The 16,086-nt window shown below is 69.8% G+C and carries 20 protein-coding genes; 7 read left to right on the top strand and 13 right to left on the bottom strand.

Going from position 1 to position 16,086, the window contains the following annotated elements; translation table 11 throughout:
* Positions 1-50 precede the first annotated feature (50 nt).
* From ACFV9T_RS38955 to ACFV9T_RS38945, 3 genes are read right to left on the bottom strand one after another with little or no spacing between them, the layout of a single operon-like run.
* Positions 51-329: a helix-turn-helix domain-containing protein gene (locus ACFV9T_RS38955; RefSeq protein WP_385447548.1), complete on the bottom strand. Its 279-nt coding sequence runs from the start codon at positions 327-329 to the stop codon at positions 51-53.
* 38 nt (positions 330-367) lie between these two features.
* Positions 368-640 (bottom strand): hypothetical protein, encoded by a 273-nt coding sequence (locus ACFV9T_RS38950; protein WP_385447546.1) that lies wholly within the window; start codon positions 638-640, stop codon positions 368-370.
* Positions 637-975, bottom strand: coding sequence for a hypothetical protein (locus tag ACFV9T_RS38945; RefSeq protein ID WP_385447544.1), 339 nt, complete (start codon positions 973-975; stop codon positions 637-639). Before ACFV9T_RS38945 ends, ACFV9T_RS38950 begins: the two co-directional genes overlap by 4 nt.
* A 380-nt stretch (positions 976-1,355) precedes the next feature.
* Here ACFV9T_RS38945 and ACFV9T_RS38940 point away from each other — a divergent pair, with 380 nt between their 5' ends.
* Positions 1,356-2,669, top strand: a complete 1,314-nt coding sequence (locus ACFV9T_RS38940) for an XRE family transcriptional regulator (protein WP_385447543.1) — start codon at positions 1,356-1,358, stop codon at positions 2,667-2,669.
* A gap of 10 nt (positions 2,670-2,679) precedes the next feature.
* Here ACFV9T_RS38940 and cutA read toward each other — a convergent pair whose 3' ends face one another.
* The 4 genes from cutA to ACFV9T_RS38920 form a co-directional block, all read right to left on the bottom strand.
* Complete coding sequence (gene cutA, locus ACFV9T_RS38935) at positions 2,680-3,006, bottom strand: divalent-cation tolerance protein CutA (protein WP_385447541.1); 327 nt, start codon at positions 3,004-3,006, stop codon at positions 2,680-2,682.
* A gap of 120 nt (positions 3,007-3,126) precedes the next feature.
* The gene (locus tag ACFV9T_RS38930) at positions 3,127-3,618 is read right to left on the bottom strand and encodes a GNAT family N-acetyltransferase (protein ID WP_385447540.1); all 492 of its coding nucleotides are present in this window, start codon (positions 3,616-3,618) and stop codon (positions 3,127-3,129) included.
* Between the two features lie 52 nt (positions 3,619-3,670).
* A complete protein-coding gene (gene msrA / locus ACFV9T_RS38925; RefSeq protein WP_385447538.1) occupies positions 3,671-4,330 on the bottom strand; it encodes a peptide-methionine (S)-S-oxide reductase MsrA in 660 nt (219 codons plus the stop codon).
* A 105-nt stretch (positions 4,331-4,435) separates the two neighbouring features.
* Positions 4,436-5,533, bottom strand: a complete 1,098-nt coding sequence (locus tag ACFV9T_RS38920; protein WP_385447536.1) for a hypothetical protein — start codon at positions 5,531-5,533, stop codon at positions 4,436-4,438.
* A gap of 139 nt (positions 5,534-5,672) precedes the next feature.
* Between ACFV9T_RS38920 and ACFV9T_RS38915 the strand changes: the two genes are divergently transcribed.
* Positions 5,673-6,824 carry a cystathionine gamma-synthase gene (locus ACFV9T_RS38915; RefSeq protein ID WP_385447535.1) on the top strand — a complete coding sequence of 384 codons (1,152 nt, stop codon included), beginning with the start codon at positions 5,673-5,675 and terminating at the stop codon, positions 6,822-6,824.
* A gap of 31 nt (positions 6,825-6,855) precedes the next feature.
* Here ACFV9T_RS38915 and ACFV9T_RS38910 read toward each other — a convergent pair whose 3' ends face one another.
* The 4 genes from ACFV9T_RS38910 to ACFV9T_RS38895 all read right to left on the bottom strand — a co-directional run bounded on the left by ACFV9T_RS38910 (position 6,856) and on the right by ACFV9T_RS38895 (position 9,976).
* A complete protein-coding gene (locus ACFV9T_RS38910; protein WP_385447533.1) occupies positions 6,856-7,107 on the bottom strand; it encodes a hypothetical protein in 252 nt (83 codons plus the stop codon).
* Positions 7,104-7,640, bottom strand: a complete 537-nt coding sequence (locus tag ACFV9T_RS38905) for a sigma factor-like helix-turn-helix DNA-binding protein (RefSeq protein WP_385447531.1) — start codon at positions 7,638-7,640, stop codon at positions 7,104-7,106. The genes ACFV9T_RS38910 and ACFV9T_RS38905 overlap by 4 nt, the downstream gene beginning before the upstream one ends.
* A 92-nt stretch (positions 7,641-7,732) precedes the next feature.
* Positions 7,733-8,236, bottom strand: coding sequence for a MarR family winged helix-turn-helix transcriptional regulator (locus ACFV9T_RS38900; RefSeq protein ID WP_179936492.1), 504 nt, complete (start codon positions 8,234-8,236; stop codon positions 7,733-7,735).
* 111 nt (positions 8,237-8,347) lie between these two features.
* Positions 8,348-9,976, bottom strand: coding sequence for an IS200/IS605 family accessory protein TnpB-related protein (locus ACFV9T_RS38895; RefSeq protein ID WP_385447529.1), 1,629 nt, complete (start codon positions 9,974-9,976; stop codon positions 8,348-8,350).
* 369 nt (positions 9,977-10,345) lie between these two features.
* Between ACFV9T_RS38895 and ilvA the strand changes: the two genes are divergently transcribed.
* The 3 genes from ilvA to ACFV9T_RS38880 all read left to right on the top strand — a co-directional run bounded on the left by ilvA (position 10,346) and on the right by ACFV9T_RS38880 (position 13,537).
* A complete protein-coding gene (gene ilvA, locus ACFV9T_RS38890) occupies positions 10,346-11,509 on the top strand; it encodes a threonine ammonia-lyase (RefSeq protein ID WP_385447553.1) in 1,164 nt (387 codons plus the stop codon).
* Between the two features lie 181 nt (positions 11,510-11,690).
* A complete protein-coding gene (locus ACFV9T_RS38885; protein WP_385447528.1) occupies positions 11,691-12,674 on the top strand; it encodes an ATP-binding cassette domain-containing protein in 984 nt (327 codons plus the stop codon).
* Positions 12,674-13,537 (top strand): ABC transporter permease, encoded by an 864-nt coding sequence (locus tag ACFV9T_RS38880; RefSeq protein ID WP_385447526.1) that lies wholly within the window; start codon positions 12,674-12,676, stop codon positions 13,535-13,537. Before ACFV9T_RS38885 ends, ACFV9T_RS38880 begins: the two co-directional genes overlap by 1 nt.
* A gap of 73 nt (positions 13,538-13,610) precedes the next feature.
* Here ACFV9T_RS38880 and greA read toward each other — a convergent pair whose 3' ends face one another.
* Both greA and ACFV9T_RS38870 read right to left on the bottom strand, forming a co-directional pair.
* Positions 13,611-14,108, bottom strand: a complete 498-nt coding sequence (greA, locus tag ACFV9T_RS38875; RefSeq protein ID WP_385447524.1) for a transcription elongation factor GreA — start codon at positions 14,106-14,108, stop codon at positions 13,611-13,613.
* Between the two features lie 235 nt (positions 14,109-14,343).
* Positions 14,344-14,754, bottom strand: a complete 411-nt coding sequence (locus ACFV9T_RS38870) for a DUF4307 domain-containing protein (RefSeq protein ID WP_385447523.1) — start codon at positions 14,752-14,754, stop codon at positions 14,344-14,346.
* Between the two features lie 96 nt (positions 14,755-14,850).
* Between ACFV9T_RS38870 and mca the strand changes: the two genes are divergently transcribed.
* Both mca and ACFV9T_RS38860 read left to right on the top strand, forming a co-directional pair.
* Entirely contained in the window at positions 14,851-15,723 is an 873-nt protein-coding gene (gene mca / locus ACFV9T_RS38865) for a mycothiol conjugate amidase Mca (protein ID WP_385447521.1), read from the top strand.
* A 7-nt stretch (positions 15,724-15,730) separates the two neighbouring features.
* Positions 15,731-16,015: a hypothetical protein gene (locus ACFV9T_RS38860; protein ID WP_385447550.1), complete on the top strand. Its 285-nt coding sequence runs from the start codon at positions 15,731-15,733 to the stop codon at positions 16,013-16,015.
* Positions 16,016-16,086: the final 71 nt, after the last annotated feature.

The following is a 16,086-nucleotide window of genomic DNA, read 5'->3' as shown; positions in this document are numbered from 1 at the left end:
GATCCGGTGAGCAGCGCTGCGGCGTCGCCGCGACATCCGGCAGGCGGGCTTCAGCCATCCGCCTTGGCTCCGTCGATGGGGCCGAGACCCGCCCTGGCCAACATGCGGAGGAGGGGGAGCGTAGGCACGGTGCCGCCGCCCTCAAGGCGGTCGATGTCCTCCACGGACAGCCCCGTCCGTTCGGCGAACGACGCTTGGTCGATTCCCAGGGCCGTCCGACGGTCGTAGACAGCCTGCCCCAGAGCGATCGCGGCGCCCGCCTCGACGTAGGCCGGGTCGGCTCGATGCTCCTCGGGGATTGTCCATGAGGTGCGGTAACCCCTGCTCACGGCGGCTCCTCGAACGTCGGGCGATACCCGAGCCGACATCAGTACCGTTGTCGACCGCCGGGATAGTGAACCGGCTTTCGGCACTCAGGCGCGTCCGCTCGCGCAGGCTCCGGGCCGAGCGCGAAGCACAGGCCCGCGTGGAGCAGTTCCGACTCGTCAAGCGTCAGAATCAGCGGTGCGAGGGCCACGACCTCACGCAGCCGGACGACCTGAAGCGTCAGCGCGAGCTGGTCCCCCTCGCGCCGTACGCGCAGCCCCATCGGGGCGGGCTCGATGCGCCACTCGGACTGAGCGCGACGGTCCGGGCTCATCCCCATGCTCCCCTCGTTTGAGTCGGCCGGGCGTCCTCGTCCTCGCCCTCGTCGGCTCCGGGAAGCCGCCTGCCACGGCTGTCCGCCACCCGCAGCGCGTCCCGTAGCGCCTCGACCAGGCGGTTCGCGAGGAAGCGCAGCTCTCCGGCCTCCGCCTTCGGGTTGCCGAGCAGTACGTCGGCGTGGCCGAGGAGTTCGGTGCCCATGCGGAGCTGCACCGCTTCCATCTCGTCGGCGAGCCGGGACAGATACCCCTTGCCGTCCTCACTGGGGACCAGGAAACACGGCTTCCCAGCCGGTCCATTCCACGGCAGCAGACGCGGCTGTGCACTCACCGGATCACCACCATCCCGTGCGGAGCGCACAGCAGCTCCACCCGGGGAGCGTCCTTCGTCGCCCGTTCCGGCCGCTGCGCCGGGGCATTCGCGCACTTCACCGGAGGACTTGCCCGGACCACATGTCGGCGTCCCCGACCGGGTAGCAACAACCGCAGCAGCCGCCACACGGTGTGGTGGATATGGTTTGGCACGTTGACGCTCCTCTGCGCGTTGACCACGCCCCCGGGCCGTTCGCGCGGTCGCGGGGGTCTTGCATGTGCCAACTGTGCTGCGGAGCAACGACGCTGCCTTCCCGCCCCTGGCTATCCCCATCATGGGTAGGCTGACGGTCAGGACCGTGTGACAGATTGTCACCATCAGGCGTAACGGGGCACACGATGACCGCTTACCAACCCCCGACAGCACTACCGCGTCAGGTTCTGAACCACCCGGAGATGCGTGCCGCGCTCGTGGCTCATGACTTCGGCGCGGTCTTCTCTCTTGCCCGGGACTTAGCCAAGATCAGCTATTCGAAGATCGCAGCCGAGTGCGACCTCAAGCCCGAGCGGGTTGGCACGCTGGCACGCGGCCAGGGTCGCATCACAACGTTCGACAAGATTGCGACGATTGCCGATGCCCTGCGTATCCCCGGACATCTACTCGGTCTCGCTCCCCGTGACTGGGAAGCGGGCGCCTCAGCACGCACGACACCAACGACCCGAGAGGGGAACGAAACAGTGCGGCGCAGGGAGTTCTTCCGAGCCTCAGCCGGAACAGGTCTGGTTCTCGGCCTACCCGAGTTGACCCAGCTCAAGGCAGGCAGTCAGATCGGTCGCGACGTGCCGGACCAACTGCGACAGCGTACGGCGCGACTACGCAGACTCGATGAGGTCCTTGGAGGAGGCGATACGTATCGCGTCTATCTCGGCGAATACCAAGGGACCAAGACGATGCTCCGCGAGGGCAGCTACACAGAGGCGACCGGCCGAGGGCTCCTGTCGGTCCTCTCTGAGCAGGCCCAGCAAGCAGGTTGGGCGGCGTTCGACGCAGGAAAGAACGCTGATGCCCGAAGCCTCTACGAGGACAGCCATCAAGCTGCCGTTGAGGCGAAGGACGCAGCCCTGGCCGGGAACGCCCTCGCCTTTCTCGCATACCAGAAGATCAATACTGACCGTTCTGCCGCGATCGAGACTGCCGTCCAGGCATGCCGCACTGCGGGCCCCGACGCCCCGCCCGGCGTACGCGCGCTGCTGTACGAACGATTGGGGTGGGCTTACGCCGTCGCTGGCAACCCCGACGAGACCGAACGCGCGCTGAGCATCGCGGAAGCCGCCCTCGGCGAGGGTGACAGAAGCGCCCAGCCCGACTGGTCAGCGTGGGTCGACGGTAACGAACTCCAGATCATGACGGGCCGCTGCTGGACCGAACTGGGCCGACCTCTGCGTGCCGTCCCGGTATTGGAAGGCGTGCTCGCCCGGTACGGCGATGTCCACGCTCGCGACAAGAGCCTCTACCTGTCCTGGCTCGCCGACTCCTACCTGACCGCCGGAGAGGTCGAACAGGCGGCGGCCATCACCAGGCGCGTCCTCGAATTGTCGGCCGGGGTGGCCTCCGTCCGCCCACGCCAACGCCTCGCTCCGATCCTCCAACAGCTCAGGTCACACCGGGAGCTTCCGGCCGTGGCCGAAGTCTTGGAGAAAGCCAGGGCATGAAGGAGTCAGTTCACGAGTTCGACTCAGTCATCCGTTCCACCCACCGCAGGTAGGCATCGGAGCCCGCGACGATCGGTACGGCCGACACCTCGGGGTTCTTCCACGGATGGTGCTCCAAGAGGTGCGCTTCAAGGTCGGCGTAACGGTCGGCACGTGTCTTGAACAAGAGCTGCCACTCTTCGCCAGTCCCGAACTCACCCTGGTGCCAGAAGACAGAGACTACCGGCCCCACGATCTGCGCCCCGGCCGCGAGTCGAGCCGTTACCACCGAACCAGCAAGCTTCTCGGCTTCCTCGCGGTTCTCTGTCGCTGTCGCCACCTGAAGGAAATCAGTCATGGCGTGAGCCTAACCTCGCGCTACCGGATGACCTCACGGAGGAACTGCCCCACACCTCCCCAGCCGGGCACCGCCGTACGTCATCGACCTGACGTACGGCGGCGGTAGTACCGCAGCAGGTCAGGCGCCCAGGTCGTGGTACATGACGTGCAGTCCGACCGGGCCCAGTGACGGGTGGCGGAACGCGCCCGGGACGGTGCCGATGAGGGTGAAGCCGAGGCGCTCGTAGAGTCTGACGGCGGGCGCGTTTGAGGCGGCGACCGCGTTGAACTGCACGCCCGCGAAGCCGCTGGCCGAAGCCCAGTTGAGCAGGTACTCGCCCAGCGCTTGACCGACGCCACGGCCGCGCGCCTCCGGCGCCACCATGAAGTTGCCGCTGGCGACGTGGGAGCCGGGGCCGGGGCGGTTGGGGTACATGTTCGAGGTGCCCAGCACGCGCTGGTTCTCCACGGCTACGACCACGTGCCCCGGGGGCGGCACCACCCACATGTCGTGGGCCTCGGCCTCCGTCTGGTGGGGGTCGTAGCAGAAGGTGTCCCCCTTGCGGACGATCTCCTCGATGATCGGCCAGACCTGCGGCCAGTCGCGTTCCTCGAACGCCCGGATTTCCATCCGTCACACGCTAGCGACGGCGGTCAGCTGGTTCGATCGAATTTCGGCGGCCTCAGCCGTCGGCCGGGGCCACGCCTATCGGGCAGGAGACGCCCGTGCCGCCGATGCCGCAGTAGCCTGCTGGGTTCTTGTCCAGGTACTGCTGGTGGTACGGCTCGGCCGGGTAGAAGGGGCCCGCGGGGAGGATTTCGGTGGCGATCTCGCCGTAGCCGGAGCCGGTCAGGACGGCCTGGTAGGCGGTGCGGGAGGACTCGGCCTCGGACTGCTGCTCGGGGGAGTGGGCGTAGACGGCCGAGCGGTACTGGGTGCCGACGTCGTTGCCCTGGCGGAAGTGCTGGGTGGGGTCGTGGGACTCCCAGAAGAGCTTCAGGAGGGCGCCGTACGAGGTGAGGGCGGGGTCGAAGACGACGCGGACGGCCTCGGTGTGGGCGGTGAGGCCGCTGCAGACCTCTTCGTAGGTGGGGTTCTCGGTGTGGCCGCCCTGGTAGCCGACCAGGGTGGTCCAGACGCCGGGGGCCTGCCAGAAGACGCGCTCCGCGCCCCAGAAGCAGCCGAGGCCGAAGTCGGCGACGGCCAGGCCCTGCGGGTACGGGCCGCTGAGGGGGTTGCCGAGGACGGTGTGGCGGTCGGGGACCGTGAAGCCCGGTTCGGGGCGGCCCTTCAGTGCCTCCTCGGGGGTCGGGAGGTGGTTCTCGCGGCGGCTGAACAGCATCGGGCGGGCTCCTCGGGGGGGCAGGAGGGTAGGTCGGCTATCCCTTACAACGGGCGGGGGCGCCACCGAATTCCGCGGCGCCGTTCACATGGGGAGCCGCGCCGCTCACTTCGGCAGCGTCGCCGGGGAGCCGCCGTGGCCCTCCCAGCCCGCCACCGCCAGCGCCCGGTAGACGGCGTACTCGGCCGCCGGGTCCGCCCCGTACGACCACGGCACCGCGCCCACATGGCCGTCCACGTGGCGCAGCTGCTCCATGGCGTCCGCGTACCGCTCCGACCGGACCAGGAACCAGACCAGCAGATGCCGGACGTGGGGCAGGACCGGGTGGTCGGCGGGGGCCCGGCGGACCGCGTACAGGGCGCCCTCGACCGCCTTGGTGACCACATCGCTCTGGTACAGGCTGCGGACGAGGTTGACCTCGGGCAGGTGCTCGAAGACGCCGAACAGCGGCAGCGCGGGCAGGAGGCTCTTGTCGGGGGCGGAGGCGGCCGCGGCGTGGGTGAAGCGGTCGGCGCGGTCCTGGGAGCCGTGCCACTTCTCGCACCAGTAGTGGAGGGCGGCGAGGTGGGCGCCCATGTGGTGCGGGGCCCGGTCGGCGACCTTGGTCCACAGCTCCTCGAAGTCGGCCTGCCGGTAGGGGAGACCACGGGCGACGCCGAGTTCGATGATGTACGGAACGGGGTCGTCCGGGGCCAGCCGCGCCGCCTCGTGGCAGACGTCCCGGGCCTCCTCCAGGATCATGCGGAAGTCCTGCGAGGACGGGTCGCGCAGCGCCTGGCGGACCAGGAACTCGGCCTGCACGGCGGCCGCGCCCGGGTCCTCGGGGGCCGCGACGCGCCAGGTGCGCAGCCACATCCCGCCCTTGCCGGGGGCCTGGGCGAGTTCGAAGGCGGCGGCCCCGGCGAGCGTCTGGACGCGCTGCCAGCGCAGTTCGGAGGTCGCCTCGGTGAGCGCGAGCAGCCGGGAGGCAGGCTGCCAGTCCTGCCCGGACTGGACCTCCTCCAGCGCGTCGATGAGCTGGCGGTCCGGGCCGGGCAGCCGTACGTCCAGCTGCTCGGGCGGTACGAAGCCGTACTCACCCGGGTCCGTGGCGCGCACCGCGCCCCGCAGGGCCTCGCGGCCGCCGCGCCTCCGCCGCAGGGCGGGCAGCACGATCAGCCCACCGATCATGACGATGGCGATGAGGAAGATCAGAAGCTCCATGACGTGTCCCCGTGTGAAGTCCCGTGACGGCTTGTGCTCCAGCCTATGCGCCCCGACTGACATCGCGGACGGCCGTTGAATCCTGGACGGGCCCCCGGCCGCATCCTGCACCCGCCCGCCGCGCGTTACGCTCGGGCTCATGACCGATCAGGACCCCCAGAGCTTCGAGACGCTCGCCATCCACGCGGGCCAGGAGCCGGACGCGCTCACCGGCGCCGTCGTTCCGCCGATCTACCAGGTCTCCACCTATAAGCAGGACGGGGTGGGCGGCCTGCGCGGCGGCTATGAGTACAGCCGCTCCGCCAACCCCACCCGCACCGCCCTGGAGGAGAACCTGGCGGCCCTGGAGGGAGGCCGCCGCGGGCTCGCCTTCGCCTCCGGCCTCGCCGCCGAGGACTGCCTGCTGCGCACGCTGCTGGTGCCGGGCGACCACGTGGTGATCCCGAACGACGCGTACGGCGGTACGTTCCGCCTCTTCGCCAAGGTCGTCGAGCGCTGGGGCGTGGAGTGGTCGGTCGCCGACACCTCCGACCCGGCCTCGGTACGGGCCGCGCTGCGCCCCCGTACGAAGGTGATCTGGGTCGAGACGCCGAGCAATCCGCTGCTGGGCATCACCGACATCGCCGCCGTCGCCGACGTCGCCCGCACCGCGGGGGCCCGGCTCGTCGTGGACAACACGTTCGCCAGCCCGTATCTGCAGCAGCCGCTGGCGCTCGGCGCGGACGTCGTCGTGCACTCGACCACCAAGTACATGGGCGGCCACTCGGACGTCGTCGGCGGCGCGCTGATCGTCTCCGACCCGGCCCTCGGCGACGAACTCGCCTTCCACCAGAACGCGATGGGCGCCGTCGCCGCCCCCTTCGACTCCTGGCTGGTGCTGCGCGGCATCAAGACGCTCGGCGTACGGATGGACCGGCACAGCGCGAACGCCGAGCGCGTCGCGGAGCTGCTCACCGCCCACCCCAAGGTGGCCCAGGTCTACTACCCGGGGCTGGCCGAGCACGCGGGCCACGAGGTCGCCGCCAAGCAGATGCGGTCCTTCGGCGGCATGGTGTCGTTCCGGGTCGCCGGTGGCGAGGAGGCGGCGGTCGAGGTCTGCGACCGGGCCCGGCTGTTCACGCTCGGCGAGTCGCTGGGCGGTGTCGAGTCGCTGATCGAGCACCCGGGGCGGATGACCCACGCCTCGACGGCCGGTTCGGCGCTGGAGGTGCCGGGGGATCTCGTACGGCTGTCGGTGGGCATCGAGCACATCGACGACCTGCTGGCGGACCTGAGCCAGGCGCTGGCCTGAGCGCCTGACGCCTGACGCCTGACCGTCTGAGTCACCACCCCTCCAGCGGAGGGGTGGTGTCGGCGGGCGGTCCCGCCCACGGGTGGACGACCGCCGCCCAGACGGTGAACGCGACGACCGCGGCGAGCAGCACCGCCCAGCCGACAGTCCGCGCCGTCCGGCGGCGGCGCAGCAGCCGCTGTCCGCGACCGGCCGCCCGTCCGGCCAGATCCGGCGGCAGAACCGGATGCGGCCCCTCCAGCATCCGCCGCACCTGGTCCTCCTTGCGGTCCGGGAAGCTCATCGCGCTACCCCCGCAGCTGGGCCGGGGAGCGGTGCGGGGGTGCGCATCAGCGTGACGGCCCGCGTGCAGATGGCCCGTACGCGCTCGACCGGCAGGCCCAGCGTGGCCGCCGTCTGCTCCTCCGCGACCCCCTCGTACAGCCGCAGCACCAGCACCAGCCGCTCACGCGGGGTGAGCCGGTCCAGTACGCCGCCGCGCGGGCGGCGGTAGCGGCGGGCCCGGTGGGCGAAGAGGGCGGCCAGCTCCTGGCGGGTGCGGTCGTACGGATCCTCGCCGCGCAGCCGGTCCCAGCGGGCGTACGTGCGCGCGAGCGCGGCGGTCAGCAGCTCCTGCGCGGCGGCGGTGCCGACGGCGGTGCCGGATTCGGCGTCGGTTTCGGCTTCGGTTCCCCCCGAGCGGTCCCCTGTACGTTCCCCTGTGCGTTCCCCGGTGAGCAGTGTGGCCGCGTGCAACAACCTGCCACCCGCGCCCGCGACAAATGCCTCGAATTCCCGGGCCCGGCGGCTCTCCCGTGCTGCCCGCCGCTCTCGCACCGCGCCCTCCGCCTTCCGTTCCTCAAGGACACGGCAGTCAGGGGCGCCCGGTCAAGAGTCGAGCAGGAGTCCAGTGAGAGGTCTGGTCCGGCTCAGGACGCCGGGGCCGCCGCCTGCGGCACCGCGCCGTGCGCGGCGGAGAGGGCGACGTTGAAGCGGGTGAGCAGATCGCAGAACATATCGCGCTCCTCCACCGTCCAGTCGTCCGTGACCTGCGCCATCAGCTCGCGCCGCGAGGAGCGCACCTCCTCCAGGCGGGCCTTGCCGCGCGGGGAGAGCTGGAGCACGACGGCGCGGCCGTCCTCGGGGTGCGAGGTGCGCTTGACCAGGCCGGAGTCCACGAGCGGGGCGACCTGCCGGGTCACGGTGGACGAGTCGATGCCCATGCCTCCGGCGAGTGCCTTGACCCCCATGGGGCCTTCCTGGTCGAGCCGGTTGAGCAGCAGGTAGGCGGCGCGGTCCATCGAGTTGCGCGCCTGTCCGACGCCGCCGAGCCGGGTCTGCTCCGCGCGGCGGGCGAAGACCGCGACCTGGTGCTGGAGTGAATCGAGTACGCCGGTGTCGAGTTGAGTCGTCATGTCCGATTGGGTGGGCATGGCCTAGGGCTCACTTCATGCGGTGGTCTGTGGGATGTGGCACAGAGTACGCGGCCCGGGCCCGGCCCGTACGGGGGCTGCAGAAACCTGCCGACAACCGGCCAACCGTTCCTAGAGACTGAGCGGGAGTGAGTCCTGGTGCCAGGGCTCGTGCTCAGCCGGGTGTCCCGAACGGTTGTGGGCACCCTGGTCGCCCGCTTTCGCTCCGCCTCCGGCGTCGACGGATCGTGTCCGTGGTCCGGGAATGCGGGGGCGGGTTTCCTCACGCCCCGGGGTGCCCGGTGTGGCCTGGACGGTCCGATGCCCCGCACGTTCGCTCTGGTCGTGCGGGGGCGGTGCCGTCCGTCGCCGGATCGGGTGCCCCAGGGCGCGCCTTCCGATCGCCACCGCTGCCGCATGGTGGCGAGTGGCCTTCCTGTTCCTGCTGGTGAGGGGCTTCTGCCAGTGCTGGGCGCCCCACTTGGAGGTGTAGGCAGGATCGACGGCCACGATGGTGATGCCGAGCTCGGCGGCCATTGATGCGAGCCGTGTCCGTAGCTTGGCGGTGGGCATGCCGGAGATCAGCTGGCGGAAGTGCTTCCTGCGGCCGTGCTTCTCGCGAGTCTTCTCCGCTGCGAAATCCAGGTCCTCGACGGCGACCGCCAGCCGGTGGCGTTGGGCCCAGTGCAGGAGACGGATGAGGGCGTGCCGCACTTGCGCGTCCCGGTGCGATGCACAGCCGGACAGGTCGTAGTCGAACCTGCGCGGTTCACCGACCGGGTTCCCGTGGGCATCCAGGCGCCAGGCAGCCAGGTGATCGGCGTTGGTGTCCACGCCGATCAGCCCGCCGGTGCGGATCGCCTCCAGAGACACCGTCCTGACCGGCGCAAGCCGCCAGGAGGCGGTCAGGTACCAGCGGTTTCGCGCCACGTCGAGGTGGATGCGGTAGGCCACGGCGCGATGGGTGGCGATGCGGTCGGCCCACTGTTGGGCCCGGTGCTGGAAGCCGACCCGGCAGGCCAGCACGTACCGGCCGTGGGGCGCGTTCGCCAGCCCGGCCAGCGGCGCCGGAAGCTTGATGCTCAGCTCACCGTCCGGGCTGACACGGATTGTCTCGTTCCCGTAGCGCTTCCCCGACTCGCCATCGGCCTGGAGGAACCAGCGCTCAGCCTCCCACCGCACCCGCCACCCCGCCTCGGTCAGCCGGGCAGCTTGGAGGTTGTGCCGATTGCATAGCAGCTTCCTGCCACCTCGCACCACACGCACCCGCCCCGCGTCACGGTCGGCTCGCTCTCGTTCCAGCCGGTCCTGGAGCAGATGCAGGCGCCGGGTCTTGGCGAACCATTCCTGCCGGGAGCGATAACCACCCTGCGACCTCTTGGAGCCCTTCGCCCCGACTGGCAGCGACAGCCGCTGGGCGATCGTGCGCACACCAGCATCAAGGGACTGGATATACGCGAGCTGGCCGCGCCGGGCCAGCGCCCACTGATCATGCGTGGCTTTGGTGATGCTCCCTGCCCACCGCGAGGAAGACTCCCTGGTCAGCGTCTGTTTGCGCTGCGCCCACCGCTCACTGTCGTGATCCAGCCCGGCCGCGCAGCGTGCCTTCCAGTCCCGGGCGGCCAGGGAGCCCAGCAAGCCACCGACCAGGCGCAGGACCTTCTCGTCCTGCCCAGTCAAGTCCTTGAGGCTGCCGCGAATGGCCACCCCGGTCGGGCGGGGCGCCACGAACGGCGCCACCACCTCCCGTAGCCCGCCCATCCCTCACCCCCTACGTGGCCCGAAGATTTCCCATCACTGCTCCTAACGAGCATCATCCGTAAAGGTCACATATTCGATGAAAGAACCTATGTTCCCTCCCGAGGTTCGCCGTGCGGCAGCCGATACTCACTCGCGCACGCCGCGATGTGCGCACGTGCTGCGAAGTGACAGAAGTCCCCAACCCCTGGTTCCCCCGGCCCGGCCGTGTTGTGGCGGAGCTGCGAGACTGGGCCCATGGCTCCACGATCCGGCGGTATGGCTCCCCGACCCGGCGGCGAGGAAGGGTCCGGCCGGGCTCCGCGCCCCGCCCGTTCCGTACCGTCCGCTCCGCTCGCGGTCACGCTGGACGATGTGCGCGAGGCGCAGAAGATGCTGTCGGGGGTCTCCCGGCTGACCGCCCTGGAGGGCAGCCGCTATCTGACCGGTCTGGTCGGCTCCCCGGTGCAGCTGAAGTGCGAGAACCTGCAGCGTACGGGCTCCTTCAAGCTGCGCGGCGCCTATGTGCGGATCGCCCGTCTGACGGCCGAGGAGCGGGCCGCGGGGGTGGTCGCGGCGAGCGCCGGGAACCATGCGCAGGGCGTCGCGCTCGCGGCCTCGCTGCTGGGGGTGCGGTCGACCGTCTTCATGCCCGAGGGCGCGCCGCTGCCGAAGATCGCGGCGACCCGGGACTACGGCGCGGAGGTCCGGTTCGAGGGCCAGATCGTGGACGAGACGATGCGGGCGGCGCGGCGGTACGCGGAGGAGACGGGTGCGGTCTTCATCCATCCGTTCGACCACCCGGACGTCATCGCGGGGCAGGGCACGGTGGGCCTGGAGATCCTGGAGCAGTGCCCCGAGGTGCGCACGGTCGTGGTGGGCATCGGCGGGGGCGGGCTGGTCGCCGGGGTCGCGGTGGCGGTGAAGGCGCTGCGGCCGGACGTACGGGTCGTGGGCGTGCAGGCGGCGGGCGCGGCGGCGTATCCGGCCTCGCTGGCGGCGGGGCGCCCGGTGCCGGTCGAGGCGCCGGTGACGATGGCGGACGGCATCAAGGTGGGGCTGCCGGGCGACGTTCCGTTCGAGATCATCAACGCGCTGGTCGACGAGGTCCGCACGGTCAGCGAGGACGAGCTGTCCAGTGCGCTGCTGTTGTGCCTGGAGCGGGCGAAGCTGGTGGTGGAACCGGCGGGGGCGAGTCCGGTGGCGGCGGTGCTGTCGGATCCGGAGTCCTTCGAGGGCCCGGTGGTGTCGGTGCTCTCGGGTGGCAACGTCGATCCGCTGCTGATGCAGCGCATCCTGCGGCACGGCATGGCCGCGGCGGGCCGCTATCTGTCGCTGCGGCTGCGGCTGACCGACCGGCCGGGGGCGCTGGCGACGCTGCTGGCGGAGCTGTCGGCGATGGACGCCAATGTGCTCGACATCAGCCATGTGCGGATCAACCCGCGGCTCGGGCTCAGCGAGGCGGAAGTGGAGCTTCAGCTGGAGACGAAGGGGCCGGAGCACTGCGATGAGGTCCGGAAGGCGCTGCACGGGGCCGGGTACACGGTCATGATCTGAGGACCCTCCTCACGTCTCCTCACCTCTCGCATATATCGCGATGTATCGCGATCGCGCTAGGATTTCCTTCTCAGTTGCTGTCGCGACGCTGCCGTTGTGGCCGGACATATGCCTTTATTGAGGGGACGCGTCCCCTGTGGCGCTGACTCGACCCGGGAACACCCAACTCTGGGAGTGCCACATGCCAGGCGCGATCCATGCCGAGGGCCTGGTGAAGACCTTCGGTGACGTAACAGCTCTGGACGGCGTCGACCTCGACGTACCGGAAGGAACCGTGCTCGGGCTGCTCGGCCCCAACGGCGCGGGCAAGACCACCGCGGTGCGCGTACTGACCACGCTGCTGCGCCCGGACAGCGGGACGGCGGTGGTCGCGGGGGTGGATGTGCTGAAGTACCCCAACGAGGTCCGCCGGTCCATCGGCCTGTCCGGGCAGTTCGCCGCCGTCGACGAGTATCTGACGGGCCGCGAGAACCTCCGGATGGTCGGCCAGCTCTACCAGATGGGAGCGCGTGAGGCGAAGGCCCGCGCGGACGAGCTGCTGGAGCGGTTCCGCCTCGCGGACGCGGCCGACCGCACCGCCAAGACGTACTCCGGCGGCATGCGCCGCCGTCTCGACCTCGCCGCCGCCCTGGTCGTCAGCCCGCCCGTCATGTTCATGGACGAGCCGACGACGGGGCTCGACCCGCGCAACCGGCAGGCGCTGTGGGAGGTCATCCAGGAACTGGTGGCGGGCGGTACGACGCTGCTGCTGACCACGCAGTATCTGGAGGAGGCCGACCATCTGGCCCATGACATCTGCGTGATCGACCGCGGCAAGGTCATCGCCCGTGGCACCTCCGACCAGCTCAAGGCCCGTACCGGCGGGGAGCGGGTGGAGGTCGTGGTGCACGAGCGGGAGCACATCGCGGTCGCCGAACATGTGCTGCGGGTGCTGGGCAAGGGCGAGACCACGGTGCAGGAGCACACCCGCAAGGTCACCGTGCCGGTGGTCGGCGGGGCCAAGCTGCTCGCCGAGGTCATCCGCGAACTGGACACCCGGGGAGTGGAGATCGACGACATCGGGCTGCGCCGCCCGACGCTCGACGATGTCTTCATCTCGCTCACCGGCCATGGTGCCGAGGACAGCGACGCCGATAACAGCGGTGCGCGCGAGGGAGGCAAGTGATGGCTGTTGTCGAGGAGTCGGGTGCCACCGTCGCCGCCGCCCCCCGGCCGCGCGGCGGACCGCTCGCGGCGGTCCGGGACTCGCTGGTGGTCGCCCAGCGCAATTTGATCCGAATGATGCGGATTCCTGAAGTAGTCATTTTTGGCCTTATCCAGCCCATTATGTTCGTGGTGCTGTTCAGCTATGTATTCGGCGGCGCGATCATGGTGCCAGGGCAGGCCAGTGCCTCCGCGGACGTCTATCGCGAGTTCCTGATGGGCGGGATCTTCGCGCAGACCGTCACCTTCGCGACGGCGGGCGCGGGCGCGGGGATCGCCGACGACATGCACAAGGGGCTGATCGACCGGTTCCGCTCGCTGCCGATGGCGCGCGGCGCGGTGCTCACCGGCCGTACGCTCGCGGATCTGGTGCAGACCGCGCTGACGCTGGTCGTGCTGGCGATCGTCGCGCTCATCGTGGGCTGGCGGGTGCACGACGGAATCCTGAGCGCGCTGGGCGCGTTCGGCCTGCTGCTCCTGCTCGGGTACGCCTTCTCGTGGATCGGCGCGCTGATCGGGCTGACGGTACGGACCCCCGAGGCCGCGACGTCCGGCGGGCTGATCTGGCTGTTCCCGCTGACCTTCATCTCGAACGCGTTCGTGCCGTCCAGCCAGATGCCCGAGTTCCTGGGACACATCGCGGACTGGAACCCGTTCAGCGCCACGGTGCAGGCCTGCCGGGAACTGTTCGGCAATCCGCAGGGCGTGGTCTCGGACGCCTGGCCGATGCAGCATCCGGTGCTGGCGTCGGTGCTGTGGTCGGTGGTGATCATCGTGGTGTTCCGGACGTTGTCGGTCCGGAAGTACCGCTCGGCGACGGCTTGAGTGCTACTACAGCGAGCCCCCGGCCGTGGTGGCCGGGGGCTCGCTGTGAGATGTGCGGGCGTTGGGAGGGCGCTCAGCCCTGATAGGGCTTGGCGTCCAGGATGCGCACCGAGGCCGTGCGGCCGTTGGGGAGTTCGTATTCGGCGTCCTGGCCGACCTTCTTGCCGTTCACACCCGTACCCAGCGGGGACTGCGGCGAGTAGGTCTCGATGTCCGAGCTCGCGTATTCACGAGAGGCGAGAAGGAAGGTCAGGGTGTCGTCCGGGTCGCCGTCGAAGGCGATGGTGACGACCATGCCGGGGGCGACCACGCCGGTGTCCGCGGGTGCCTCTCCGACCTTCGCGTGCTCCAGGAGCTGCGTCAGCTGACGCACGCGAAGCTCCTGCTTGCCCTGTTCCTCCTTGGCGGCGTGGTAACCGCCGTTCTCCCGGAGGTCGCCTTCCTCCCGGGCAGCCTCGATCTTCTTCGCGATCTCGATACGTGCCGGACCCGACAGGTACTCCAGCTCGGTCTTGAGCTGGTCGTACGCCTCCTGGGTCAGCCAGGTGACGTTCTCGCTGGTCTGGGTCACAGGTGCTCCTCGTCGGTGCTGGGAATACAAATGAACGCCCTACTCAGAAGGGTGCGCCTTCAAAGCCGGGCGAAACCACGAGCCTAACAATTCCGACAGGAAACGGGGAGGAGGGAACTCGACTCCATGCGCATGAAACGGGACAAATCCGGCCAGTTCGGGCGTGGCTGACCCAAGTCCCCGACCGAGCCTCCGGCCGTGCCTCAAGCCGGTATCAGGGCGCTGCCTGGTCGGCTCAGCTGTCCGCGGCGGAGCCGCAGCCGACCAGCTCGGCGCTGGTCGCGCGCGCGGTGGTACGCACCGTCACGACCTTGATCATGTCGTCCTGGCGCTGCCCGAAGGTGAAGCTCTTGCGGCCTACCTCTTCGTGGTAGGTGTCCAGCGTGCGCACCGTGCACTCGGCGGTGGCGTCCTGGTCCTTGGTGATCTCCAGCCGGACCTCGACGGTGTCGTCCGAGGTCACCTCGAAACCGGTCAGCTGCCCGCTGACGTCCTGCTCAATGACGTACGCGTACCCGAACCAGGCGATCAGGGCGACCAGACCGGCGCCGAGCACCGAACCGATGATCTTCAGCTTGCGGTCGGCCCGCTCATCCGCGGAGCGGCCGTAGCGCCCCTCGGGAAGGCCCTCGCGCACCGCCGACATGATCGCTTCCTCCTGCTTGGGAGACCCGGAATTATTCGGGCCCGCTGTGGGTCACTATAGAAGCCGTCTTCCGCGACGAATCACTGAGGATCGAAGTTGACTGAGCAGCTGCGTTTGATGGCCGTGCACGCGCACCCGGATGACGAGTCGAGCAAGGGCGCGGCCACGATGGCCAAGTACGTGTCCGAGGGGGTGGACGTGCTGGTCGCGACCTGCACGGGCGGTGAGCGCGGCTCCATCCTCAACCCCAAGCTCCAGGGGGATCCGTACATCGAGGAGCACATCCACGAGGTGCGCGCCAAGGAGATGGACGAGGCGCGCGAGATCCTCGGGGTCAAGCAGGAGTGGCTGGGCTTCGTGGACTCCGGGCTGCCCGAGGGCGACCCGCTGCCCCCGCTGCCCGACGGCTGCTTCGCGCTCCAGGACGTGGACGAGGCGGCGGGCGCGCTCGTCAAGCTGATCCGCTCCTTCAAGCCGCAGGTCATCACGACGTATGACGAGAACGGCGGCTATCCGCACCCCGACCACATCATGACCCACAAGATCACGATGGTGGCCTTCGAGGCGGCCGGGGACCCGGAGAAGTACCCCGAGGCGGGCCCGGCCTGGCAGCCGCAGAAGCTCTACTACAACCAGGGCTTCAACCGGCCGCGCACCGTCGCGCTGCACGAGGGGCTGCTCGCGCGCGGCCTGGACTCGCCGTACGGGGAGTGGCTGGAGCGCTGGAAGGACTTCTCCAGGCGGGAGCGCACCCTGACCACGTATGTGCCGTGCGCGGACTTCTTCGAGATCCGCGACAAGGCGCTGATCGCGCACCGCACGCAGATCGACCCCGACGGCGGCTGGTTCCGGGTGCCCATGGACATCCAGAAGGAGCTGTGGCCGACGGAAGAGTACGAGCTGGCGAAGTCGCTCGTCGATACCTCCCTCCCCGAGGACGACCTCTTCGCGGGCATCCGCAACAATTGACCCCATGATGAGCGCGACCAGCACCCTCGCCATGACGCATCTCGTCCCGCTCGCCAAGGATCTGGACGAGAACAAGGTGACCCCGGGCCTGCTCGGGTTCGTCGTCTTCGCACTGATCGGCGGCGCGGTGTGGCTCCTGATGAAGTCCATGAACAAGCACATGAACAAGGTGGACTTCGAGGAGGCGCCACAGCCCGCGGAGACACAGCCCGGTGCAGCCCGGGCCACCGCCTCCCCGAAGGGCGGGAAGGGCTCCACGGGGGAGCACGCCAACGGGGAGCGCACGGCCTGAGCGGCCCGGCGTAGCGCCACCTCCCGGGCCCGGCCCGGAGCGGCCCGGGCCCCATGACCAGGTCCGTGACC

Origin of the sequence: Streptomyces sp. NPDC059850, from assembly GCF_042731515.1 — a bacterium.
Lineage (GTDB): Bacteria > Actinomycetota > Actinomycetes > Streptomycetales > Streptomycetaceae > Streptomyces.
This window is presented reverse-complemented; position numbering and strand designations above follow the sequence as displayed.

Excerpts from the sequence above, each read along its gene's own strand:
- ACFV9T_RS38950 (WP_385447546.1), bottom strand. The coding sequence starts at position 640 with ATGAGCCCGGACCGTCGCGCTCAGTCCGAGTGGCGCATCGAGCCCGCC.
- ACFV9T_RS38940 (WP_385447543.1), top strand. The coding sequence starts at position 1,356 with ATGACCGCTTACCAACCCCCGACAGCACTACCGCGTCAGGTTCTGAAC.
- cutA (WP_385447541.1), bottom strand. The coding sequence starts at position 3,006 with ATGACTGATTTCCTTCAGGTGGCGACAGCGACAGAGAACCGCGAGGAA.
- ACFV9T_RS38930 (WP_385447540.1), bottom strand. The coding sequence starts at position 3,618 with ATGGAAATCCGGGCGTTCGAGGAACGCGACTGGCCGCAGGTCTGGCCG.
- msrA (WP_385447538.1), bottom strand. The coding sequence starts at position 4,330 with ATGCTGTTCAGCCGCCGCGAGAACCACCTCCCGACCCCCGAGGAGGCA.
- ACFV9T_RS38920 (WP_385447536.1), bottom strand. The coding sequence starts at position 5,533 with ATGGAGCTTCTGATCTTCCTCATCGCCATCGTCATGATCGGTGGGCTG.
- ACFV9T_RS38915 (WP_385447535.1), top strand. The coding sequence starts at position 5,673 with ATGACCGATCAGGACCCCCAGAGCTTCGAGACGCTCGCCATCCACGCG.
- ACFV9T_RS38910 (WP_385447533.1), bottom strand. The coding sequence starts at position 7,107 with ATGAGCTTCCCGGACCGCAAGGAGGACCAGGTGCGGCGGATGCTGGAG.
- ACFV9T_RS38900 (WP_179936492.1), bottom strand. The coding sequence starts at position 8,236 with ATGCCCACCCAATCGGACATGACGACTCAACTCGACACCGGCGTACTC.
- ACFV9T_RS38895 (WP_385447529.1), bottom strand. The coding sequence starts at position 9,976 with ATGGGCGGGCTACGGGAGGTGGTGGCGCCGTTCGTGGCGCCCCGCCCG.
- ilvA (WP_385447553.1), top strand. The coding sequence starts at position 10,346 with ATGCTGTCGGGGGTCTCCCGGCTGACCGCCCTGGAGGGCAGCCGCTAT.
- ACFV9T_RS38885 (WP_385447528.1), top strand. The coding sequence starts at position 11,691 with ATGCCAGGCGCGATCCATGCCGAGGGCCTGGTGAAGACCTTCGGTGAC.
- ACFV9T_RS38880 (WP_385447526.1), top strand. The coding sequence starts at position 12,674 with ATGGCTGTTGTCGAGGAGTCGGGTGCCACCGTCGCCGCCGCCCCCCGG.
- ACFV9T_RS38870 (WP_385447523.1), bottom strand. The coding sequence starts at position 14,754 with ATGTCGGCGGTGCGCGAGGGCCTTCCCGAGGGGCGCTACGGCCGCTCC.
- ACFV9T_RS38860 (WP_385447550.1), top strand. The coding sequence starts at position 15,731 with ATGAGCGCGACCAGCACCCTCGCCATGACGCATCTCGTCCCGCTCGCC.